Raw genomic sequence first — 21833 nt, 5'->3', positions numbered from 1 at the left:
CGAGATACGCGCCGACCTACACCACGGACTCCTCCAACTCGCCTGCGCCATCATCTGCTTGAGACGGCTACGCACCGCATTCTGAAACGATCAGTTATTCCGGCGAGTACATCACCTGCGTCAACGATCCGGCCAAGGCCCTCTGCGAGAAGGCCCGCCGCGGCAACAGCGAAGGACTTCCCTCGCACGGCGGCTGCCTGCCGTCGGCCTGCCGCAACGTCACGCTCACCCCCGAGAACATCACCGCCTGGCAAGGCGAGATCGCCCGCATCGACGGGCGCATCGCCTCGCGGCCGATGCTGCCGCCCCGCCTTCGCCAACTCCTTGAGAGCCGATGGGCCGAGATCGTCGAGTTCCTGACGGCGAACGGGCAGGAGGCCGTTCCGGCATGACCCGCAACGTCCCCGACATGCCCGAGGCTCTGGTCCGCAAGCACCTCCAGGAGGTGCTGGGCACCTGCCGCGAGACCAACAAGCAGCCCAGCGTCCTCATGCTGGCCCGGCGGCTCGGTCTGACAAACACCACCTTCCGCCGTTACCCCGAGATCGCTCGGGAGATCGCCGATCACCGAGCCGTCCCCGCCGCCCCGCGAAGCGGGCCGACCGAGCACGACAGACTCGTCGTGCGAAACGCGAAGCTCCGCCGTCGCAACCGAGAGCTGACCTCTCAACTCGCCCTCGCTGCCGCACAGATCCAGCACCTTGCCTTGCGCAGTGAGCGGCTCCAGAAGGCACTGGAGGAAGCGTCGAACGTCACGAGTATCACCAGCAGGACTGTCCACCGTTGAACCAGCAACAACGAGATTCTTGTGCTTTGGCGCTCCCGACCTTCGGGGCCAAGGAGACGCGCAATGACCTTGACTCCCGTCCCGCAGCAGGTCGAAGTTATTGGACAAAGCGGAAACCCTACGCGAGCGGCACTCGACGGCACCGCTCCGCAGCCGGAGACGCGCCGGGCATGGAAAGGGGATCCGAACAGGGTGGCCGCCTTGGCGAACACCCCTGCCGTTTGGCGGGTTTCTGGATAACGGGCATGCCGCCCTCGCGGTCGCGTCATGATCCCTATGGCGCCGGTGCGACAGCAGGAGGAACAGGAATGTTCAAAACGGGGGAGGCGTAGCAGTGCGAGACCAGCTTCTCGGGGGTCGTTACCGGTTGGTGCGGCAGCTCGGCGAGGGCGGAATGGGGCAGGTATGGGAGGCGCGGGACGAGACGCTGGGCTGGCCTGTCGCGGTCAAGGTGATCTCGCTGTTTGCCGGTGGCGGAATCCGCGGCGACGAGGCACGCGCCAGGTTCCTGCGCGAGGCACGGATCACTGCCCAACTGCATCACCCCAATATCGTGACCATCCACGACCTCGGCGAGACCGGCGCGGGAAACGAACGGGTCCCGTTCCTGGTGATGGAACTGGTCCGAGGCGAGGGTCTGGACACGATGCTGCGCCGAGGTGTCGTCACCCTGGCGGACGCGGCCCGATGGGGCGCACAGATAGCTGACGCACTTGCCGACGCGCACGCCGCCGGAATCATGCACCGGGACATCAAGCCGTCCAACATCCTCATCACGCCTTCCGGCACCGTGAAGGTCCTCGATTTCGGCATCGCGAGGGCGGCCGACCCCTACGCGACCGCGGACCGCCTCACCCAGACCGGCTTCATCGTGGGCACGCCCCCGTACATGGCCCCCGAACAAGCGCGGGGCTTCCCAGAACCGCGCAGCGATCTGTATGCCCTCGGCTGCGTGCTCTTCGAGCTGATCACTGGCCAGCTGCCGTTCCAGGCCCCCGACTCCGTCGGCTACCTCACGGCACACCTCACCCAGGCACCCCCCACTCCCAGCTCGGTATCCACGGGCATCCCACCCGCCTGGGACGACCTCGTGCTGACCCTGCTGCGCAAGGACCCCGCCCAGCGCTACCCGAACGCCGCCGACCTCGCTCAGGCACTGCGACAACTCGGCCGAACCCCCGAGCCCGCCCACGCCGCCACGATGCCGGCCACGGCTCCACGCCGGCCTGTTACCAACGCCGATGCGAAACCGGCCCCCGCAGCGATGCGCAAGACGTCAACCAACCACGCGGTTAGCGCGGCCAGCTGGGGGCTCCTCTTGGTGGTCATCGCGGTGGCGCTGGCCTCGGCGCGGGCCCACATCAGCGCGGCCAATGTCGCGGACTTCTTCGTGGTCCTGCTGCCCTGGGTACTCTTCGCCCTCTGTCTCTGCGTCCTCGCCGTGCAAGCACGCGCGGCCTTCGCGCGGCAGCGCGCCCGCGAGCGGGTGCCCGTATGGCGGTGGTACGTCCGGTCACTCGCGCCGCCCGCGCCGTGGACTGACGAGGAGCGGGACCGGCGCCGTGTCGCCGCCGAACGGGCCGTGGACAAGGCGCTGTTGACGGTCGACCGACGTGTGGCGGCCGCGTCGCCAGGCAAGGGTGAGGGCAGGGGGACGACCGATGTCTGACCAGGAGACGCCGCCCGCCGGGACGCCCGCCTGGACGGTGCCGTCCTTCCCCGAGGCCGACGAGGCTCGGAAGTGGCTGGAGATCGACCCGCACCACCTCGCGTGGCGGCGGGACCTCGTCGAGCGCCAGCTGCGCCGCGAGCGCCTCGACCAGTGGGTGGGGTACGGGTTCCGGCTGCTTGAGCACGTGATTGTGGTGGGGTTCGGCGTGGCCTTCGTCTGGCTGGGATTCTACGCCGTGGACCACAAGGTATCGATGCAGGTCGTGCCCATGATCGGCGGCGGGATCGCCGGACTCGCGGGCGCCGTGCTCGCAGTGCGAAACCGGAAGGAGTGACGGCCTGGCCTCAGGGGCTGAGCGGCCACGGTAATCAGCCATGGCGAGCCTCTTTGTCAGCGAAACGCATCACCATTTCCAGGGATGCCGCCTGGTAGAGCATGTGCCCGAGGGTGGACTCAATGTCCGTCGTGACGCATGGTGCACTCTGCTCAGCTGTCATGGGCACGCACTCTCACCCGAAGCGGCCGGGTTGCACTCGATGTCGGTCTGGAGAAGCTGCCGTGCCGAGTCCGCGTAGCGGATGGCGGTCGTTTCGTCGATGCCCAAGACGAGCGCGAGGTGGAGTGGGTCAACGCCGTGGGTGGGTGCCTCTTCGAACTCCGCCGTTGAACCAGCAAGAACAAGATCCTGTGCTATGGCGCTCCCGACCTTCGGGGCCAAGGCCGAGTGCGGTCAAAGGTCAGTGTTCAACCCCGTCCACAACCTGGCCTGGTATGTCGCCCGGCGTCCCGGCGGGGTCATCGCTGGCGCCCTGCAATATCGGCACCACAGTATTCAAATGTTCGAAGGCTATGCCGGCACCAGCGACTCCGGCTTCCGGGCCGAGGTCGAAAGCGAGCAAGCCATCGCCCGCGGCGAGGTCTACATGGAGATGATCGAAGCTCATCAGCACCTCGACCTCGCCGGCCCCTCCGCCGAGGAAGCCGCCCGGCGGCTGAAGGACTTCGGTGACCGCGCGCAGTTCCAGGGCCAGGTCGCCCTGGACAAGCACCGCCTGAAAAGGATCATGAAAAGGCATGATCCCGCGGTCTATCCCGGCGAATACATCACCTGCGTCAACGACCCGGCCAAAGCCCTCTGCGAGAAAGCCCGGCGCGGCAACAGCGAGGGACTTCCCTCGCACGGTGGCTGCCTGCCCCTGGCCTGCCGCAACGTTGCGCTGACCGCCGAGAACACCTCCGCCTTGCAACGAGAGATCGCCCGCATCGACAAACGGCTCGCGTCCCGACCGACCCTGGCTCCCCGCCTCCGGCAGCGACTCCAGCGCCGGCGGGCCGAGGTCGTGGAGTTCCTGAAGGCCAACGGACAGGAGGCCGTCCCCGCATGACCCGCCGAGTCCCCGACCTCCCCGAGGCGCTGGTCCGCAAGACCTCCAGGAGGCGCTGGAAAGCTGCCGCGAGACCAACACCGCCCCCAGCGTCCTCATGCTGGCCCGCCGGCTCGGCCTGACCAACACCACCTTCCGTCGGCGCTACCCCGAGATCGCTCGAGAGATCGCCGATCACCGGGCCGTCCCCACCACCTTGCGCAGCGGGCCGACCGAGCACGACAGGCTCGTCGCTCGCAACGCGAAGCTCCGCCGACGCAACCGCGAGCTGAACACCCAGCTCGCCCTGGCGGCGGCGCAGATCCAACACCTGGCTCTGCGTGTTGCCAAGATGCAGGATGCGCTGGAGATCCAAGCGAGGGTCTCGCCGATTGCCGATCGACGTCAGCTTGGCCGGCAGCGTCGGAGGCTATGACTCGCCTCGACCATCCTTGGCATCATCATGACTCGCTGTCGGCACCGAGACGGAGGCGCTCATGGGAGACAGATGGCGACTGCTACTGGGAGAACGGCAGATTTTGTCCGGAAAGAACGATTTTCCGTCCCGACTCATGACCGTCTTCCAAGAAGAAGACAAGTACATGCAGGACGACTGGGCTCAGGGCGTCGACCAGCTCAACCAGGTCCCCTCGGGGCAAGAGATCCCGCCAGAGCTTCAGGTGTTTGCGGAGGGGGGCGATGACGTCGACACGCTTGATCGTTTTGGCTATCGCACGACAGTCGCAACCGTGCTCGCCCGCTTGAAGCTCATGGGCTTCACGCCCGAGGCCAGCGTGCGGTCGATGGCAGAGATCCGCAGGTCGGGGCTGAGGGAGTATGGGATGGACGAAAACATCCTCCTCGTCAGCCCAGCCCACGGAGTTCAGGGGACACCTCACGAGATGTCATGCGAGCAGGTGATCCTCACTGGGCTTGCCGCTTACATCAAGGGGTGCACCGCGCACCATGAGCTCGACTTCAAGGGAGAGGAAGAGGAGGAAGAGGAGGGGGAGGACCTTGACCTGGTGGAATTGAATTGCATTGATGAGCTGGAGTTCTACTTTGAAGACGGCACTGACGATCCTCGCTTTATTCTGAGTGCTCTTCTCCACGGCCAAGACCCTCAGTCGGTACTGACGATGGACTTGTCAGATCTGCTGGCGGCCGACTACTGCAGCAGCTTCGAGGACCTGTCCGCTCAAGCCATCCGCGAGCTGAGCTTCATCACCGCGAATACAGGCCCCATCATCGTGATAACCGAGGGAAAGTTCGACGCGCAGGTCCTACCGCGTGCTCTCAGGCTGGTCCGTCCTGAAATCGCCGGATACTTCAATTTTTGGGACATCGAAACTACGAAGGCCGCTGGTGGCACCGATCAAGTCGTCAAGAACATGAGAAGCTTCGCAGCTGCCGGCGTGATGAACCGAGTGATCGGGATCCTGGACGACGACACAGCAGGGCGCCATGCTGAGAAGCAACTCGCCGGCACACCTCTGCCTGACCATTACGCGGTCTGCAGGCTGCCCGACCTCGACTACGCGCATGCCTATCCGACCCTCGGCCCCTCAGGCGCTTCCGTCGACGACGTGGCGGGTCGTGCTTGCTCCGTGGAGTTCTACTTCGGACAAGACTGCCTGCGCGGAACCGACGGGAAGCTGATCCCAGTCCGTTGGAAGAGCCACAACGACTCGATGAACGACTACCAAGGCGAACTCGTCAACAAGCCCTACGTCCAGGAGCGCATTAAGGAGATGCTCCGAGCCGCGGAAGCCGGCGAGGGCGCCGTCGGAAGCGAGTGGGACCCGATGCGACGCCTGGCTCAGACGCTCGTGACCCTGGCAGAGCCTGATCCCGAGTGACCTTCCGAGACCGCGAGCGGGCTCGGCTGGCTTCGACGGTCAACCCGATCGGCGGCCGCAGCCTCGCCAGGTTGAACGAACCCAAGCACGGATCTCGGAAAATCACGGGACGGAATGACCGTCAGCCCCCGAGGATGTCTCGCTGTGATGCAGACCCTCTCGAGTCCCACTCTGGCCGTTCTCACCAAGATCGCTATCGAGCGAACGATGAAGGAGATCAACACAAGCTTGCTCGCCGCCAACCTCGATCGGTTCATCACCGTGACGTCCTCCAAGGAGAGGCTCGTCCAGACGGTCCTGATGGCCGCCCGGCGGGCGGCACAGAAAGGCGACAAGGACGCCCACCGCGGCCTGCTCACGTTCGCCAAGGAGCAGACGAGCGGCTTCCGGAGCCCCGACGAGCTGGGCCCGGAGAGTCTGCTGTTCCAGCTCAAGGAAGCCCTCCTCGCGGACGGCTACGACCTCCAGTGGGACGACCCGACCATCCGGACGGACACCGGCTCCGACAGCTGGATCGAGATCGACAGGGGGCCCGTCGTCTATCACATCCGCCCGACCGAAGCCCCGGGCACCGAGATGGGTGGGGAGATCAGCGCATTGGAGGCGCAGCTCGACGCCGCCGGCTTCGAGGTCGCCCTCAACCACTACAAGCAGGCTGTCGACAACCTCAACCACCACAACTACGAGGCCAGTAACGGTGCCCTCCGCCCGATGCTCGAAGACGTGACCTTTCGAGTCGCGCAGAAGTACGGCTACACGGGCACCTCAGGCGGCAACGCCATCAATTTCATGGTCGACCAGAAGAAGGTCGTCCCCGAAAAGTGGGGCCGCCTCATGCAGGGAGCCTGGGACATCTCGCACCCGGAGGGCCCCCACCCCGGCCGTTCCAACGCGGACGAGGCGCGCTTCAGAATGCTGATCATCACCAGCATTGTCCGAAGGTTGCTTCAGCACGCTGGACTCTGACCCGACCGCCGACCTAGTGGGGTCTATACCGTCCGCAGCTTCGCCTGCAGACGGTCAGTGGTCAGTTCTTAACGGCGGCCACAAGGCGGCGCGCAGGTCGTCGTGTGCGGAAGGCTCAGGCAGACGGTGGGTCTTGTTCCAGCGGCCGGTCCCGGCGAAAGTCAGCGTCAGCATCAGGGCCTGGGGCGACTGTCCGCGGCCGCGCAGCATCCGCCCGAGCTGGATGACCAGGCCGAGCAATGCGGCGCGCACGTCGGCGCCGTCCAGGGTGTGCCGGGTGAAGGTGCAGCTGACGGTGGCGGAGGCGGGCAGCGAGCACGGGACGACCGGACGGCGATCGGCGCTGCGGGCCCGTTCGCGGGCCAGGAGGCCGGCTCGTCCGCCCAGCCTAGTTATGGAGCGTGTCCGCCTGCCGGGGGCCGATGCCGTACATGGCCTCCACCGGCAACCCGGCGAGCCAGTCGGCGGCCCGGTTGGAGGCCACGACCAGCACCCCTCCGGGCTCGGGGACCTGGGCGGATGCACGATCGCGGCCACTCTGATAGAGGAACGAGTGGCGGCTCGGCGCCCCGCGCGCACGCGCTATGTGGGGCCGGGGCACGCCGTCTGCTCACATTCGGGACGCGAAACGTGCGCTTGAGGTACGGGCTCAGGTGCCTCAGCGGGCGGCCTGGTCCCGGCGCCGGGAAGGCCCCATGCATGCCTGGGAGGCCCGCGTCGCTCGGCCGCGCCCACGGCAGTGAATGGACGGGCTCGCGCCAAATGGACCTCTGTTGCAACTGCCGGACCAGCGTGCTGGCCGTGTGTCCGGCCCGCACGGCGAGGAAGATGGACAGAGGGCTCCCGTTTCGTGTAATCCCCGAGCCGGGACGGGAGCCCCCCGGGCGCAGGTGCTCGCCGGGGCTGAACCGGCAGGCGTCTGGTGGTCGGTGAGCCAGTCGCTCCTCGCCCTCACCACGGGGCGGGGGAGCGAGTCTCTCCCACCAGCTGCGAGGCGGTCATCGACCGGACGGCGTGCGGTCGCTCAGAGTGTGAGCACCGGTCGCGTGGAGAAGTCTTCGTACATGTCCTCTCCGTCCGGTCCGTACACGAACTCGGCCATGCTGGGGTTACGGTTGGCGGTCGCCAGGGGGAGCCAGGCCAGCAGGTGGCCGTAGCCGCCGCACACCGACTCGCCCCCGTCGCCGCCGTGGACCGCGGTGACATCACTGGTCAGCTCGGCGCGGTAGGTGTCGTAGGTGATGTGCAGGCCGAAGGCGTTCAGCCCGTTGTGCGGGCCGGTGTCGTCGCCGTAGGGGATGCGGTCGAGGGGACAGTCGTCGCCCCACCGGAACAGGGTGTTCGACCCGCCGCCGCAGGCGTGTTCCCACTCGTCGGAGCTCGGCATCCGCAGACCACGGACGGAGAGGGCAGCCGGTATGTCGGCCGGAGGTGCGGTCAGGTTCTCGTCCTCCACGGCCATGAGGATGGTGTCCAGGTGAATGCTGCGGCGGGTACTGAGGATCCGCGCGAGGTGGGCCTGCAGATCGGGCCCGTAACCGTAGCCCTGTTCCAGGCTCTCGGCGTAGTCGGCGGCCTGCTGCGTGGTCGGCTTCCAGGTGTTGAGGTCGAAGCCCAGGGACACCTGGCCTCCGGGTATCAGGGCGAACTCCTGCCCGTCCCGCTCAATCCGGACGCGGTGCAGCCGGGCACCGCAGTGTTCCGTGGCCTCGACGAGTGACACCCGGCCGCCCACGTGGTCAGCGGCCTTCTGGGCGATCCGCCGAGCGGTGACCTCGTCGAAGGTCCGCCACAGGTCGAGAGTGAGATCAGCGAGCGACATGGCCGGCAGTGTGGCACGCGGCACTGACACCGCCCGGAGAGACGGCCCAGTCGTGCCACCTGCCGCACGCATCGCCGGCGGCGCGGGTGTCCGCGACGAGCTCAGACCCGGTCGAGACCGCAGACATCCCCGGCTCCGCGTCTGGCCGGCCAGGACACCCGCCGCAGTGACCCACGCCGTACGGGCGTTGGCCAGGCTCCGTACTTCCCGGCCAACGTCCTGGCCCCATGGGGCCGCCAACAGGTCGACGCCCACGGCCACCTGCCATCCCTACCCCGACCGCTGGAGAAGGCCAGCCGCGAGTGCCGAGTGACCGGCCCTGGGCACCGCACATCGAGTGCTACCCGCCGGTTCACGGGATCGTGTCGTCTACGGTGGCTTGTATGGACGACGCGACCCTGGCGACTGCCGCCCCACCCAGCCGCGAAGCTGAACTCGAGCCGGTGGACGAGGCGTTGGCCGCAGCACTGCTGGAGCAGGGCGAGGCCGGGGCCCGGGCGCTGGGGCTGCTGCGGGACGCGCACCGGATGCTGGGGGACGAGCGCTACGAGCGGCCGGCGGAGATCGCCGAAACGTGCATAAGGGGCGCGGCGGAAGCGCTGCTGAAGCTCCCCGGGTCCCGGAAAGACGGGCGTGAGCCGGTCGGCCTGAAGAGCGCGGCCCGCGCCTTGCTGGACGCCGTGGATGCCTACCAGCCCTCGGGCGAGGAACCGGCAGCGGGGGAGGGCAGAAGGAAGAAGCGCAGCTTCCGTGACCCGCAGGCGGCCCTGCGCCGCATCCGTGAGGCAGCCGAGGCGCTGCACCCCGAACTGGAACGGCCGGGCGGGCATCACCGGCGTCGGGCGATGGGCGTGGCCGAGCGGCTGATGGGCCAGCGCCTGGGCGCAGCGCAGGAGAGTGCTCTGGACGGCTGGGGCGAGCTCTACGGCGGCACGTCGGACGTCCTGCACGGCGGCCCTTCCAGCCAGGCCCGCGCCCGCTACCGGCAGCTTCTGCGTTTGGCGCGCGAGGTGTTCGTGCCGCTTCCCGGGCGCGCTGCGGAGGTTCTGGAGCTGACCGGCCTGCGAAGTCCCACGGCCGAGGACGCCGAGAGGCTGGCGGCGTGGGCGGATCCGCGCGCGATGCGGTACTTCTTCCTCTCCCGTCCGGCCGCGGCCTGGCTGGACCTGCTGGATGAGGTCTGGCTGCTGCCCGACACCACCAGCCCGGAAGGCCACTGGCCCGCCGCCCCTACCTCGACCATCTCACCGAAGTCGCCCCCGAGCAGGCACGGACATGGCTGGCCGAGCGCGCCGCACAAATAGCGGCGGCCGGCCCGGAGGCCACGGGCGCGCTGCTGCGCCTGGCCGCCCGACCCGGCATCGGCCTGAACCCGAAGGTGCGCACCGTGGTGTCCGCCCTGACCCGCGAGGGGCGCGAGCCTAAGGCGGCGGACGGCTGGTTGCTACGGCTGGCCGCCGACTGGGCAGGCGACATCCCGCTGGCGGAGCGCGATGAGGACTGGATCCGCACGGTGGAGATGCTGCTGGCCGCCTTCGTGCGTACCGAGCACGACCAGGAGTTCCGGACAGCCACCGAGGACGGGGACCTGCCCGGCGACGAGACCCGAGAGCGCACCCCCCGGCTTCCCGCCGCCCAGCTGCCCACCTATGAGGCCGCCGAGCTGCTCCTGGCCCTGCGGCGCACTGCCTACCCCTCGTCCCGCCGCCTCGAGGAAGGCCCGGCGCATCCGTGCCTGCCGCTGATCCGGACCGTGCTCGCCGTTTTGGTGCAGGCCGACGTGCAGCGCACGCACCCGGCCGTCCGGCACACCGCCGTCTTCCATGCCTCGGTCTGGGCCGTACCAAGGCTCGGGACGTTCGCCGGCAGACATCGGGAGGTGCTGCAGTTTCACAGGACCTGGATAGAAAGCTGAGCTGTCGGGGCCGGTCATGTCTTCGCCGACCAGGTAGCGGTAGAGCCATTCGGCGAAGCTCATACGGTGCTCTGCCCAGGCTTCGTCATAGTTGACCACGAGCCTGGTGGCATCGGCGGCTGCGTCAAGGAAGATCGTCTCTCCTCGGTCGGTGCTCGCGATCGGCCACAGGCCGTTGCGGGTGCCGAAGCTCAACTCTTCGAGCCCGAAGAGCTGGCGGGGGTCCTCGTCCGCGTCGAGGTCGAGCTCATCCCAGGGGACTTCTGACCAGGTCTGGATGGTGTCCCGGATCCACTGGACCAGGTTCCACCGCTCGGCCGAGGGGTGAGACAAGTAGAGATGCCCGTTGAGTTGGATCGGGGCGTATGCGTCGACGATCACCCGGTAGTCGGCCGACAGCCGTATGCCGAGATCGGCGTGGAGGCGGTCCCATGCCGAGGGCTCTGCACAGCGGTTGTGGGCCGGTCCAAGCATTGCCATGGTGGCAGCCAGATAGTCGGTCATGGGGTACCTCGTTGGTATGGATCACTGCTGGGCAGCAGGCCTGCGGCAGGGCGGGATCGGCCGAATGCGTTATGGATCATGTCAGCCTGCCGTCCTCGCCGGTCAGGTCGCCATCCTGCGGTAGCAGATCAGAGCGGCGGCGATCCCGACGAAGGCCAGGAAGTGGTCGGCCTTGCGTTCGTAGCGACGGTGCAGGCGGCGGCACCCGGCCAGCCACGCCACCGTCCGCTCCACGGTCCAACGGTGGCGGCCCAGCCGCTGGGAGGACTCGACACCCTTGCGAGCGATGCGCGGGACGATGCGTCGAGTGCGGAGCCATCGGCGCAGGTGGTCATAGTGGTAGCCCTTGTCGGCGTGGAGCTTGGCGGGCCGCCGACGGCGCGGTCCGCGGTGGGAGCGGATCGGTGGGATACCCCGCACGAGGGGTTCCAGACCCTGGCTGTCATGCGTGTTCGCCGCGGAGATGCCGACGGAGAGGGGCAGACCGGTCCGCTCGGTGATCAAATGGATCTTTGAGCCCTTCTTTCCGCGATCTACGGGATTCGGGCCCGTCAGGTCCCCCTTTCATCGCCCGCATGCTCACCGAGTCGATCGCGCACCGCGACCAGTCCAACTCGCCGCGAGCGCCGAGCTCGTCCAGCACCAGGCGGTGAAGCTTGCCCCACACCCGGGCCCGACTCCACTCGGTGAACCATCGGTGCGCGGTCGGTCCGGACGGGCCGAAACCCGTCGGCAGCTGGCGCCATGTACAGCCCGTCGTGGCCACGAAGATGATCGCCGCCAGCACCTGTCGGTCCCCGTACCTGCGCCGGCCACCACCCTGAGGCCGAACCGGAGCGGCGGGTACCACCCGCTGGAACAACTTCCACAACCCGTCCGGCACCAGACGCTCCACCATCGCTATCACGCCCGGCAGCCTACTGATCGAGCCAGTTGAGACGATCTCTAAACCCCCCATCGAGTGGAGCCCTCGCTGCTTCCCGGGCGCGTCGGCTGCCGGGGCCGCTACGAAGATCACGACCAGTCGGTGATCTTCGAGAGGACCCCTCCTCGTGCGCTTCACCCGTACCGCCGCCATCGCCGCCACCCTCACCACCCTGCTGCTCCCCGCGACCGCCCAGGCCGCCCCGGCCAGCGCCGCCGTGCGGGATCCGGGGCAGACGCTCACCGCGCCCGTGCGGGACGTTCTGGCGCAGCTGCTGATCGCGGCGGAGAACCGCACCGGCTACCAACGCGACGCCTTCAAGCACTGGGTCGACGTCGACAAGGACGGCTGCAACACCCGCGTCGAGGTCCTCAAGGCCGAGGCTGTCATCGCACCCGAGCAGGGCCCGCGCTGCACGCTGAGTGGGGGCGAGTGGTACTCGCCGTATGACGATCGGTACATCGACGGCCCGCGCGGTCTGGACATCGACCACCTCGTGCCGCTCGCCGAGGCCTGGGATTCCGGCGCCTCGCAGTGGTCGCCGGCGGAGCGCGAGGCGTACGCCAACGATCTGGGCGATGACCGGGCGCTGATCGCGGTGTCGGCTGCGTCGAACCGGTCGAAGGCGGACCAGGACCCGACCACGTGGCTGCCGCCGGCCGCGGGCTATCGCTGCCAGTACGTGACCGACTGGATCGCCGACAAGATGCGCTGGGGCCTGAGCATCGACGAAAGCGAGGCAGCCGCACTGGCGGAGAACCTGAGCGGGTGCCCCAACGTGCCGGTCACCGTGGAGCTCGCCCGCTGACGGCAGGTGCGCACCCCGGCCCGTCGGCCGGCATGGTTCCGGCAGCTTCGGTGGCTTCGTACGGCGGAGCCATCCCACCCTTGCCGAAGCCCGGTCGTTGAGACCGGTCACGAAGAAGATCACCACGCTCGCCAGCCTGCCGCTCGCCGCCCTGGCCGCCCACGCCGACAACGAATGATCAGTTGCTGCAGCCGGGTCCCGCGGCTCGCTCGACCCACTCCTTCGCCCATGCCTCGCCCTGCACCCACGCGGCTCGCACCGCGCCGCTGAATGCCCGTTCTACTGCCTCATCATTGCCGTGCGCCTGGCGCAGCTCCCGCATGAGAGCAGTCACCTTCTCCGCGCTCTCGTCGCTCAACTCAGCCGCGTAGGCGAGACGGTCCAGCCGGTGCATCGGGTTATCGGTCACGGCCTGGCCAACGAGCGGCAGCTATGCCCGGCAGGGTGATCTTGGCGTGCACCTGCTCCAAAGAGCAGGCGGCCGCGCCTCCGGTCGCGCCCGTCGTGACCGGGCCGTAGACCGGTCGTATGGTGTTGCATCCGCCCGTGGAGCCGATGCTGGCGCAGGCCCGTGACAGGGTGCCTGCGCCCGGCGCGCTGCCCGGCCGCCTGATCTTTCAGCCGAAGTTCGACGGTTATCGCGCGCTGCTCTTCACCGGCCCCGTACGCCTCCAGTCCCGCCGGGGCAGCCTCATCCAGGCCCGCTTTCCCGAGCTGGTGCACGCGGCCGCGGATCTGCCCGACGGTCTGGTCCTCGATGGCGAACTGGTCGTGTGGGCGGGGGAGGGGGTGTCGTTTGAGGCGTTGCAGCGGCGCGCGGCCGCCGGCCACCTCAGCGCGCCCCTCCTCGCCCAGGAGCTGCCTGCCCATTTGATCGTGTTCGACGTCCTCCAGGCCGACGGCCGCGAGCTGCTGCACGCCCCCTACTTCGAGCGCCGCGCCCGCCTGGAACAGCTCTTCACCGATCACGATCTGCACGCGCCGTGGACGCTGTGCCCCGAGACGGACGACCCGGCGACGGCGCAGGAATGGCTCACGTCCTGGACCCGCGTCCCGGGCGTGGAAGGGCTCATCATCAGGGGCACCGAGCAGGACTACCTGCGCGGCGCCCGTGCCCTGTACAAGGTCCGGCGCCGCGACACCACCGAAGCCATCGTCGGCGCCATCACCGGAAGCCTGGAGCGCCCCCAGACACTCATCCTGGGCCGCTACGACGACACCGGCCACCTGCGCCCGGTCGGCCGCAGCACACCCCTCCGCAAGGACGCCGCACACCAGCTCGCCGAGCGGCTGACGCCGGCCGCGCCCGGGCACCCCTGGGAGGGCGTCCGCTTCACCTCGTCCTGGGGCTCCAGCAGGACGCTCGACGTGGCTCTGGTCGAGCCGGGCCTGGTCGCCGAGATCGCCGTCGACACCGCCCAGGAACGCGGCGCGTGGCGCCACCCCATCCGCTACGCCCGGCTACGCCTGGACCTGAGTGCCGCGGACGTGTCCCCCTTCGGTGAGGGCGCCTGACTCGGGTGGGTCGGCGGTCGTGCGGCCGCGCTACCTGTGGGGCGCGGTGGGCTGCTCGGTGACGCCTGACGTTACTCACTTTCGGGTGAACGTGTTCCGGCCGGTGGGGTGGCGGGTTCTGGCGGACTGTCGCCTCGGCCCATGCGCTCCAACGCCTGCGGGTGAATCGGGGCGTCAACCTGGAGCATTCACCACATTGATGGTCACTACAGGCGAGGTTCACAGAAATCTGCTGACTCCGTAATGAGCCTCCGCATTTCCAACACATGTTGGGGGAGTGGCTGCAGGGTGTGCGTGTGCGGCCAACCGGCCTCACACCCGCACAACGCACCTGCCGGACCTGCGGTTTCGGCCCGAACGGTGCGCGTACCTCGAAGGGGGACCTTGGTGTCCGCTTCTTCTTCCGCCCGTCGTCTGTCCGCCGCCGCTGTCGTGGCCGCCACCCTGGTCGGTGCCGCCGCGCTGCCGGCCATGGCCACCGACCACCACCACGACGACTGGCGTGAGCGTTCTGCGGTGTCGATCAGCGCGGTGCAGTACGACTCCCCGGGACGGGACGACCGCTCCAACCGCTCCCTGAACGCCGAGTGGGTGGAGATCACCAACAACACCCGCCGGGTGATGAACCTGGACGGCTGGACCCTGAGCGACGAGGACGGCCACACCTACACCTTCCGCCACTACCGCCTGGACGGGCGCTCCACCGTCCGTGTCCACACCGGCGAGGGCCGCGACGCCCGCCACGACGTCTACCAGGACCGTCGCAACTACGTCTGGAACAACGACCGTGACACCGCGACCCTGCGTAACGACCGCGGCCGCTTCATCGACGACCTGTCCTGGGGCCGCCACCACCGCGGCGGACACCACCACTAGCCGCACCAGCGGCGTGAGCTGACGCTCCTGCCGGCATCGGCGTCAGCAGGGTGGGGTCACCCCGGATCGGCGGGGTGGCCCCACCTCTCGTGGTGCCCGTAGCACAGGCGTAGATCGCCCGCGGTGTCATTCGCCCAGTACCGGCTCCAGCCTCTAGCGTCGGCCCCAGACAACGGGGTCCAAAGGTGGAGGGTGGGCATGAACGCGCGGCAGTCACGGCTGGACGTCCTTCGCTCCCTGCGCGAGCGGGAGACAGGATCCGTCTACGGCTGGGTGCTGTCCACTGATGTGCCGCCGGGTCTGCAGCAGTCCCTGCAGACCGCGGCCGCCCAGGGTCTGGTCGAGCTCGCCGGCCGGGAGGTCCGCGCGGAGCTGTCCGCGCACGAGGGGCGCCCGGTGCTGTGGGCGGCCCGCCTCAGCGACCAGGGACACGACGTCCTGGCCTACCTGGACGCCGCTCCCGACCCCACCCCGAACGGCACACCGCCTGCAGCCTCAGAGCAGGTGATCGAGCTGCGGCCTGCGCAGATGGACGCCCTGCGTGTCTATGCGAACCTCGCTCCCGTCCTGCGCGTGGCGCCGGCCGAGGGATTGGTCGAGCGGGTTCGCACCGCCTATTTCGACCGGCCAGGCAATCGCTGGCGCATGACCCTCACCAGCGAGCAGATCGATTCGGTCGCCTACGCCTTCTACCTGCGCGCGCTCAGCGGCTCGGTGGCGGAGGCCAACTGGTTCGCCCGCGAGTACGGGGTCACCTACCGGGTCGACCCGGCGACCGGCCGCCCGGGAGCCATGCGCCCCCGGGCACGTACCGCATCGCCCTGAATGGCCGCGGTCCCCCGGTCCGTCGTCGGCCCGATATGTCTGAGCGCATCGTTCACGCTCAGGACGGTGCGGCGCTGCCAGCCTCGCCGTCGTGCACCGGCCGGACAGGGCGCCGCGCCCGTTGGTCGGGCCGGGGCAGTGCGCCGCCCTGGTGCCTGGCCCGGGCTTCGGCACGCCGCCAGGGCCGGCCGGCATGACCCACAGGGCGGGCGGGTCAGACGAAGGCCAGGTCCACACGATCGGCTCTCGTCCGTCCTGCAGCCGCCATGGCCGCGCTGGCACCGCCTCCGGAACGGCATCAGTTATGGACTTGATCCGTCCAGGATCAGGACGCGGCCGGGACATCGCGGGCGCGAGAACCATCTGCGTACAGCACCAATACCGCCGGGGTGCGCTGGCCGCGCCAGTGGGGGTGGAAGAGCACCTCGCCCGACAGTTGGAGGAGTCGTCTGCGAAGCACGGTACGCGGCTGGGCTGCGAGCTGGCAGTAGGTGGCGTGCCACTCGTCAACCGCCTGGGCAAGGTCGTCGGGAATCGGCCGCATGACTGAATTCAATCACGTGTTCGATTTTCTTTGCTTGCCGACACCCCGCCCGCACGGGCCGGGGAGACCATCCGACTTACCGCCCCGTCGAGTGGAGCCTCGCCGCTTCCCGGGCGCGTCGGCTGCTGGGGCCGCTACGAAGATCACGACCAGTCGGTGATCTTCGAGAGGACCCTTCCTCGTGCGCTTCGTCCATACCGCAGCCATCGCCGCCGCCCTCACGGCCCTCTTCCTGCCCGCCACCGCCCAGGCCGCCCCGGCCAGCACCGTGCGCGATCCAGGGCAGACCTTCACCGCCCCAGTGCGTGACGTTCTAACCCAGCTGCCCGTCGTCGACGAGGACCGCACCGGGTACCAGCGCGACGCCTTCAAACACTGGATCGACGCCGACAAGGACGGCTGCAACACCCGTGCCGAGGTCCTCAAGGCCGAGGCCGTCATCGCCCCGGAGCAGGGGCCGCGCTGCGCGCTGAGCGGGGGAGAGTGGTACAGCCCCTATGACGACCGCTACCTCGACGGCCCGCGTGGTCTGGACATCGACCACCTGGTCCCGCTGGCCGAGGCCTGGGACTCCGGTGCCTCGGCTTGGTCGGCTGCGGAGCGCGAGGCGTACGCCAACGACCTGGGCGACGACCGCGCGCTGATCGCGGTGTCGGCCGCCTCGAACCGGTCGAAGGCGGACCAGGACCCCACCACGTGGCTGCCGCCGGCCGCAGGCTACCGCTGCCAGTACGTCACCGACTGGATCGCCGACAAGATGCGCTGGGGCCTGAGCATCGATCCCAGCGAAGAGGCCGCCTTGTCGGACAGCCTCAGCCGCTGCCCCAACGTGCCGATCACCGTCAGGCTCGCCCGGTAGAACACCCGGCCAGGGGGCACTGCGCCCGTGTGCCTGCAGAGGCGGCGGGAACATCTTCCGGGCGGGGTGTGTTGTGCGATCCGTGGTTGTGGAGGGGACAGTGTCCCCCGGGCCTCACCTATTGCCTGCAGGGACGATCGTTCGGCTGAAGCCCTGCAGAGCCTTTCGCCGCGTAGGCGACCGCCCTTCACAATCACGTCCTCGTCCGCTGCCTCGGCCAGCTGCCAGCCGGCCGAGGCAGCGGCTTGATCGCTCGGAGGGGGGATTGGCGGGCAGCCAACCCCCTTCGTTGCTGCCCGGTCAGAACCCGTTGAGAAGCCAGTGAGCAGTGCCCGTGATCACGCCCGTCCCCGCGGCATATGCGGCACCGAGAGCTGCACGCCACAGCAGCACCTTGGCCCGGCGCTGGTACCGGCGATGACGCTCCTCCTTCTTCGGCCGGCGCAGACGTGCAGGGAGGTCAGGGTGGCGAGGGTAGGGGTCGGTCGACATGTTGGTCTCCTCTCCGCCGGGCGGTCCGGCTAGAGTCAACTCCACATCTGGGCAGTCACGTTGCGTCAGAGGGCAAGAGCAGCTTGCGGTGTCTCGCGCATCTTGCGGGCCGCGCAACCGGGAAGGAACAGTGTCCGAAGAGCAGGCGGAGCCGGCTGTCGTGCCGATGCCGCGGGGGTCGTTGCGGCCGCTGTCACCCCTCAGGGACGGCCTTAAGGAAGAGCAGAGGGCTTTCGCTGAGCATCTGCGGTCTCTGCGTGAACGCAGCCAGATGACCTCCTCGGACCTAGCCGTGGCGCTCGGCGTGGATGCCACCCGGCTGTCGCGTTATCTGTCGGGTGAAGACCTGCCGCCGCCGCAGCTTCTCACCTGCTTGCATCAATTACTCGCCGACCGGGATGCCGAGTACTGCGCTGAGACTGCCGCTCGTGACAGTCGGACGCTGCTGTACGCCGCCGCTCGGTCGAAAGGCGTGCTGTCCGCGCGTGCCTATGAAATTGCCGAACTCCAGGAGAAGCTGCACGAGCAGCAGGCGCAGACAGCCCGGTCCCTCGCTGCCCTGCAGGCCGAGCTGCTCGACGAACGCGAACACCGGCGCCGCGCCGAGGAGGAGATTGCACGGCTTCGACGAGCCGGTGCTGCCGATCGCGACGAGCAGATACGCCGGCTGGCCGCGGAGCGGGACAGCGCACTGCAGCGAGCCGCAGAGCTGGAGGAACTGGTCGCCCAGACCGGTGCCCTGCTCCATCTCCAGCAGCGCGACGCCCAGCGCGCGCAGGAGATGGCACAGGAGACCCAGGACGCCCTGGATCACTCAGAGCACGCCGCAGAGCTTTCGCGACAGTTTCTGCCCTACGACGCCACAGGGCTGGGTGCCGAGGAGATCGTCGCAAGGCTGGAGCGCCTGCGCGACGACGACGAGGACGAAGAGGCAGACAGCTTGCTCGCCGAGGTCGCTGAACGCCACGATCCGGTGGTCGTTGCCCGACTGCACGGTGCGCTCGAAGACGCTGGACGGCGTGTCGACGCCGCGGCATTGCTGGAAGCGGCCGCCCTGCATTGCTCGGGCCCGCACCTTCGGCGCTTGGCCTTGACAACACCCCAAAGGCCTGAGGACGACGATGGACCACAGACCTTCCAGTTCGCTCCTCGTCCGCCACGGCAGCTGGGCGATTCACTCCTTCCCATCGTGGGCCGGTTCAGTTCCGTCGACACGATCCTCCGACTCGCGGTGGCCTTCGCACAGCGCTGCGAGAGCCAACCACTGGAGTTGCTGGCCTTTGCCGCCGCAGCTCGTCCCCAGCATGATCGGCAAGCACTTCGTGATGGCGGACTGCCAGTTGCTCAGTGGCACATGGAACGTCCGCCCTGGCGCCGGCCGACCCTTCATCTGCGGGACTGCGAGGTTGTCATGGCCAGCCACGATGAGCACTGGCTGATCACCACGAGTGGGATGACGAAGCGAGAAACCGAGCAGCAAGCACTCAAGTACACGGTCCGCCTTTGCCCGAAGTGCCGCCCCCTCTTGGTGCTCCATTCCAAGATTGCTCTGGGTGACGTGATCATCGAGGGGTAGGGGTTGTGCGACGGGCTGAAGGGGCACCCTTCGCACGCGACAGGACAAGCGCGCGTTCCGGACGCCTGGGACTGTCCGGGGACGCAGTGTTCTACCGGCGGTAGAATCGTGTGCATGGGCAAGCCGACCAGTATCAAGACCAGCGAGGAAGTGCGTGACCGGCTCCGCGTCCTCGCGGAGGAGCGCGGTACCACCATCACCGAGCTGCTCGAGGAACTCGCCGGCCGTGAGCTGACCGCGGCGGAGCGGGAGCAGCGGGCCATCGAAGCCGCTCGTGAGCTCGGGATCGAGTACACCGAGCAGGTGCGGCAGGCCGGCCAGGACGCCTGGGCGAAGATCCGCGCCCATCAGGGCGGCGCCGCCGCATGAACCTCACGGCCGTCCTGGACCACACCGCTCTGGCCGCCCTGTACCGGGCGGATCCCTTCTTCACCGGCCTGTACATCGAGGCCTCGCGCGGCACCGGCCGCGTCCTCATCCCCTCACTGTCCGTGCTGGCCGCCGAGCGGCAGGTCGCCGGCGCGGGCAAGCACGCGGTCTCCCTGCGGTTCGCCCAGTCCGTCCCGTTCACCGCAGCGCACGCGGTGAACGCGATGGCCTGGAAGGACGTGGACTGGCCGGTGGCGCACGCGGCGGCGATCGCCTGGCAGGCGATGAAGGACGGAGAACCGGTCACCGTCCTGTCCCTGGAACCCGCACTGTTTGCGGGCACCGGCATCACCCCCCTGAACCCGACCTGACGCTCAGGCCCTGTTCGGTGCGGCTGCCGACCACGTGCAAGGCGGGGCTGCGGGGGCTACAGGGGAAGGGCGGCGAGGGTGCGGGCGGGGTGGCGTGGGCCCAGGAAGACGGTGATGCCGGTTCCGTCGGGGGAGGGGTGGGTGGCCTGCGTCCAGCCCTGGCGGCGGTAGAAGGCCATCGCCCGTGATGCCCGCACCGACGTCAACAGCCATGCCCGGCCCTCGGGCGCGTCCCCGGTGACCGCCTGAAGAAGATCGGCGCCGAGGCCGCTTCCTCGGGCGGCGGAGCGCACGGCGAGTTCGTCGACTTGCCGGGCGCCGCACAGCCACTGCACCGTACGGTCGGGCCCGAGACCGGCCGCCGCCTGCGGATAGCAGCGGTCGGTGGGAAACGGCGCCGGCGTGGTCCAGGCGGTGGCGAAACCGACGACCTCCCCGTCCTGCTCGGCGGTCACGGCCGTGAAGCCCGGCCGGCGGACGTCCACCGCGAGCCGTTCCAGGAATTGCGCCTCCTCCTTTTCACCCTCGTTCCAGGGCGGGGCACCGAATGCGTCCCGGTACACCGAACGCAGGCCGGTGGTGTGTGCGAGCAGTTCGGCGCCGTGGAAGAGGCGGATGTCAGCCGTCGTCACGCCGCCACCGCCGCCCGTGTCGCCACCGGGTGCAGCGCCGCGTACTCGAGAGGCGCGGACGGGTCGATGGACACGTTCAGTGGAGCCGGTGCGGCTCCGGCCCGCACCAGGAGGTCGCCGACGGCGGCGATCATCGCGCCGTTGTCGGTGCACAGCCTGAGCGGTGGCACACGCAGGGCGATGCCTGCCGCCCGGCAGCGCTCCTCGGCCATCGCGCGCACCCGCGAGTTCGCAGCGACACCGCCGACCACGACCAGGGTGTCCGCGCCGCGCTCGGTGCAGGCCGCGACGGCCTTGCGGGTCAGGACGTCCGCGACCGCCTCCTGCAGCGAGGCCGCCCCGTCGGCCACCGGCAGCACCCCACCCGTGTGCGCTTCGGCCCAGCGCGCGGCCGCGGTCTTCAGGCCGGAGAAGGAGAAGTCGTAGGAGCCGGACAGCGGACGCGGGAAGGGGACAGCGCGCGGATCCCCCGCGCGCGCTGCCCGGTCGATGGCCGGACCGCCCGGGTACGGCAGTCCGAACACCCGCGCCACCTTGTCGAAGCACTCCCCGGCCGCGTCGTCGAGGGTGTCGCCGAGGTGGGTGATCGGATCACGGGCCAGATCGCGGACCAGCAGCAGGGAGGTGTGGCCGCCGGAGACGATCAGCACCATGCAGGGTTCGGGCAGCGGTCCGTGCTCCAGGGTGTCGGCGGCGACGTGTCCGGCCAGGTGGTGCACGCCGTACAGCGGGACGCCGAGGGCGTACGCGATGCCCTTGGCGCCGGCCAGCCCCACCTGGAGCGCGCCCGAGAGACCCGGTCCGGTGGTGACGGCGACGGCGCCGATGTCCGACAGGCGCACCCCCGCCTCGTCGAGGGCCTGCCGGATGACCGGGCGCAGGGCGTGCACGTGCGCCCGGGCGGCGATCTCGGGCACGACACCGCCGTAGCGGGCGTGCTCGTCCATGCTCGACGCCACCACGTGGGCCAGCAGCCGGCCGTCCTGTACGAGGCCCGCGCCGGTCTCGTCGCAGGACGACTCGATGCCCAGCACGATCGGAGAACCCATCGCCGACCCTTCCTGCATGTCATAGGTTGTTGCAAGTAGTGTGCAATAAGTCCTCGGCGGATGTGTACCCGGGCGAGGAGCTGCAGGCCAACGACCCGTAAAG

At 68.9% G+C, this 21833-nt stretch carries 24 protein-coding genes; 16 read left to right on the top strand and 8 right to left on the bottom strand.

Annotated features, from left to right (window positions below):
• Nucleotides 1-388 precede the first annotated feature (388 nt).
• The 7 genes from ACF1AL_RS38490 (at nucleotide 389) to ACF1AL_RS38460 (ending at nucleotide 6648) form a co-directional block, all read left to right on the top strand.
• The gene (locus ACF1AL_RS38490) at nucleotides 389-787 is read left to right on the top strand and encodes a hypothetical protein (protein ID WP_391781249.1); all 399 of its coding nucleotides are present in this window, start codon (nucleotides 389-391) and stop codon (nucleotides 785-787) included.
• A 334-nt stretch (nucleotides 788-1121) separates the two neighbouring features.
• Nucleotides 1122-2456 (top strand): serine/threonine-protein kinase, encoded by a 1335-nt coding sequence (locus ACF1AL_RS38485; protein ID WP_391781250.1) that lies wholly within the window; start codon nucleotides 1122-1124, stop codon nucleotides 2454-2456.
• Nucleotides 2449-2793 (top strand): hypothetical protein, encoded by a 345-nt coding sequence (locus tag ACF1AL_RS38480; RefSeq protein WP_391781251.1) that lies wholly within the window; start codon nucleotides 2449-2451, stop codon nucleotides 2791-2793. The genes ACF1AL_RS38485 and ACF1AL_RS38480 overlap by 8 nt, the downstream gene beginning before the upstream one ends.
• Nucleotides 2794-3151: 358 nt before the next feature.
• Nucleotides 3152-3844 carry a hypothetical protein gene (locus ACF1AL_RS38475; RefSeq protein WP_391781252.1) on the top strand — a complete coding sequence of 231 codons (693 nt, stop codon included), beginning with the start codon at nucleotides 3152-3154 and terminating at the stop codon, nucleotides 3842-3844.
• Nucleotides 3845-3941: 97 nt separating this feature from the next.
• A complete protein-coding gene (locus ACF1AL_RS38470; protein WP_391781253.1) occupies nucleotides 3942-4259 on the top strand; it encodes a hypothetical protein in 318 nt (105 codons plus the stop codon).
• A gap of 136 nt (nucleotides 4260-4395) precedes the next feature.
• On the top strand, nucleotides 4396-5682 hold the full coding sequence (locus tag ACF1AL_RS38465) for a hypothetical protein (protein WP_391781254.1): 1287 nt from the start codon (nucleotides 4396-4398) through the stop codon (nucleotides 5680-5682).
• A 144-nt stretch (nucleotides 5683-5826) separates the two neighbouring features.
• A complete protein-coding gene (locus ACF1AL_RS38460) occupies nucleotides 5827-6648 on the top strand; it encodes a hypothetical protein (RefSeq protein ID WP_391781255.1) in 822 nt (273 codons plus the stop codon).
• A 54-nt stretch (nucleotides 6649-6702) separates the two neighbouring features.
• Here the strand turns inward: ACF1AL_RS38460 and ACF1AL_RS38455 are convergent, their stop codons facing one another.
• Both ACF1AL_RS38455 and ACF1AL_RS38450 read right to left on the bottom strand, forming a co-directional pair.
• Nucleotides 6703-6900 (bottom strand): hypothetical protein, encoded by a 198-nt coding sequence (locus tag ACF1AL_RS38455; RefSeq protein WP_391781256.1) that lies wholly within the window; start codon nucleotides 6898-6900, stop codon nucleotides 6703-6705.
• Between the two features lie 772 nt (nucleotides 6901-7672).
• On the bottom strand, nucleotides 7673-8470 hold the full coding sequence (locus ACF1AL_RS38450) for a hypothetical protein (protein ID WP_391781257.1): 798 nt from the start codon (nucleotides 8468-8470) through the stop codon (nucleotides 7673-7675).
• A gap of 383 nt (nucleotides 8471-8853) precedes the next feature.
• Here ACF1AL_RS38450 and ACF1AL_RS38445 point away from each other — a divergent pair, with 383 nt between their 5' ends.
• Nucleotides 8854-9774: a hypothetical protein gene (locus ACF1AL_RS38445; protein WP_391781258.1), complete on the top strand. Its 921-nt coding sequence runs from the start codon at nucleotides 8854-8856 to the stop codon at nucleotides 9772-9774.
• 140 nt (nucleotides 9775-9914) lie between these two features.
• On the opposite strand, the gene ACF1AL_RS38440 is transcribed toward ACF1AL_RS38445, so the two are convergent.
• Nucleotides 9915-10889, bottom strand: a complete 975-nt coding sequence (locus ACF1AL_RS38440; RefSeq protein ID WP_391781259.1) for a hypothetical protein — start codon at nucleotides 10887-10889, stop codon at nucleotides 9915-9917.
• Between the two features lie 102 nt (nucleotides 10890-10991).
• Nucleotides 10992-11787 (bottom strand): IS5 family transposase gene (locus ACF1AL_RS38435; protein WP_391781298.1). Its coding sequence is split into 2 segments (ribosomal slippage): nucleotides 10992-11445 and nucleotides 11444-11787, totalling 798 coding nucleotides; the frame shifts between segments, so codons are not numbered across the junction.
• A 154-nt stretch (nucleotides 11788-11941) separates the two neighbouring features.
• On the opposite strand from ACF1AL_RS38435, the gene ACF1AL_RS38430 reads away from it, so the two are divergent.
• Nucleotides 11942-12622 (top strand): HNH endonuclease family protein, encoded by a 681-nt coding sequence (locus ACF1AL_RS38430; RefSeq protein WP_391781260.1) that lies wholly within the window; start codon nucleotides 11942-11944, stop codon nucleotides 12620-12622.
• A 178-nt stretch (nucleotides 12623-12800) separates the two neighbouring features.
• On the opposite strand, the gene ACF1AL_RS38425 is transcribed toward ACF1AL_RS38430, so the two are convergent.
• Complete coding sequence (locus tag ACF1AL_RS38425) at nucleotides 12801-13016, bottom strand: hypothetical protein (RefSeq protein WP_391828750.1); 216 nt, start codon at nucleotides 13014-13016, stop codon at nucleotides 12801-12803.
• 134 nt (nucleotides 13017-13150) lie between these two features.
• Between ACF1AL_RS38425 and ACF1AL_RS38420 the strand changes: the two genes are divergently transcribed.
• From ACF1AL_RS38420 to ACF1AL_RS38405, 4 genes are all read left to right on the top strand, one after another.
• On the top strand, nucleotides 13151-14137 hold the full coding sequence (locus ACF1AL_RS38420; protein WP_391781262.1) for an ATP-dependent DNA ligase: 987 nt from the start codon (nucleotides 13151-13153) through the stop codon (nucleotides 14135-14137).
• Nucleotides 14138-14524: 387 nt separating this feature from the next.
• Nucleotides 14525-15013, top strand: coding sequence for a lamin tail domain-containing protein (locus ACF1AL_RS38415; protein ID WP_391781263.1), 489 nt, complete (start codon nucleotides 14525-14527; stop codon nucleotides 15011-15013).
• Nucleotides 15014-15211: 198 nt separating this feature from the next.
• On the top strand, nucleotides 15212-15838 hold the full coding sequence (locus ACF1AL_RS38410; RefSeq protein ID WP_391781264.1) for a DUF6417 family protein: 627 nt from the start codon (nucleotides 15212-15214) through the stop codon (nucleotides 15836-15838).
• A 725-nt stretch (nucleotides 15839-16563) separates the two neighbouring features.
• Entirely contained in the window at nucleotides 16564-17241 is a 678-nt protein-coding gene (locus tag ACF1AL_RS38405) for an HNH endonuclease family protein (RefSeq protein WP_391781265.1), read from the top strand.
• Nucleotides 17242-17541: 300 nt separating this feature from the next.
• Here ACF1AL_RS38405 and ACF1AL_RS38400 read toward each other — a convergent pair whose 3' ends face one another.
• The gene (locus tag ACF1AL_RS38400) at nucleotides 17542-17733 is read right to left on the bottom strand and encodes a hypothetical protein (RefSeq protein WP_391781266.1); all 192 of its coding nucleotides are present in this window, start codon (nucleotides 17731-17733) and stop codon (nucleotides 17542-17544) included.
• 130 nt (nucleotides 17734-17863) lie between these two features.
• On the opposite strand from ACF1AL_RS38400, the gene ACF1AL_RS38395 reads away from it, so the two are divergent.
• The 3 genes from ACF1AL_RS38395 to ACF1AL_RS38385 all read left to right on the top strand — a co-directional run bounded on the left by ACF1AL_RS38395 (nucleotide 17864) and on the right by ACF1AL_RS38385 (nucleotide 20049).
• A complete protein-coding gene (locus ACF1AL_RS38395) occupies nucleotides 17864-19309 on the top strand; it encodes a helix-turn-helix domain-containing protein (protein WP_391781267.1) in 1446 nt (481 codons plus the stop codon).
• A gap of 114 nt (nucleotides 19310-19423) precedes the next feature.
• On the top strand, nucleotides 19424-19678 hold the full coding sequence (locus ACF1AL_RS38390) for a hypothetical protein (RefSeq protein WP_391781268.1): 255 nt from the start codon (nucleotides 19424-19426) through the stop codon (nucleotides 19676-19678).
• Nucleotides 19675-20049, top strand: coding sequence for a PIN domain-containing protein (locus ACF1AL_RS38385; RefSeq protein ID WP_391781269.1), 375 nt, complete (start codon nucleotides 19675-19677; stop codon nucleotides 20047-20049). Before ACF1AL_RS38390 ends, ACF1AL_RS38385 begins: the two co-directional genes overlap by 4 nt.
• Before the next feature lie 56 nt (nucleotides 20050-20105).
• On the opposite strand, the gene ACF1AL_RS38380 is transcribed toward ACF1AL_RS38385, so the two are convergent.
• On the bottom strand, nucleotides 20106-20681 hold the full coding sequence (locus ACF1AL_RS38380) for a GNAT family N-acetyltransferase (protein WP_391781270.1): 576 nt from the start codon (nucleotides 20679-20681) through the stop codon (nucleotides 20106-20108).
• Nucleotides 20678-21730: a tRNA (adenosine(37)-N6)-threonylcarbamoyltransferase complex transferase subunit TsaD gene (gene tsaD / locus ACF1AL_RS38375; RefSeq protein ID WP_391781271.1), complete on the bottom strand. Its 1053-nt coding sequence runs from the start codon at nucleotides 21728-21730 to the stop codon at nucleotides 20678-20680. The genes ACF1AL_RS38380 and tsaD overlap by 4 nt, the downstream gene beginning before the upstream one ends.
• Nucleotides 21731-21833: the final 103 nt, after the last annotated feature.

Origin of the sequence: Streptomyces sp. NPDC014801, assembly GCF_043082085.1 — a bacterium.
Classification (GTDB): domain Bacteria; phylum Actinomycetota; class Actinomycetes; order Streptomycetales; family Streptomycetaceae; genus Streptomyces.
This window is presented reverse-complemented; position numbering and strand designations above follow the sequence as displayed.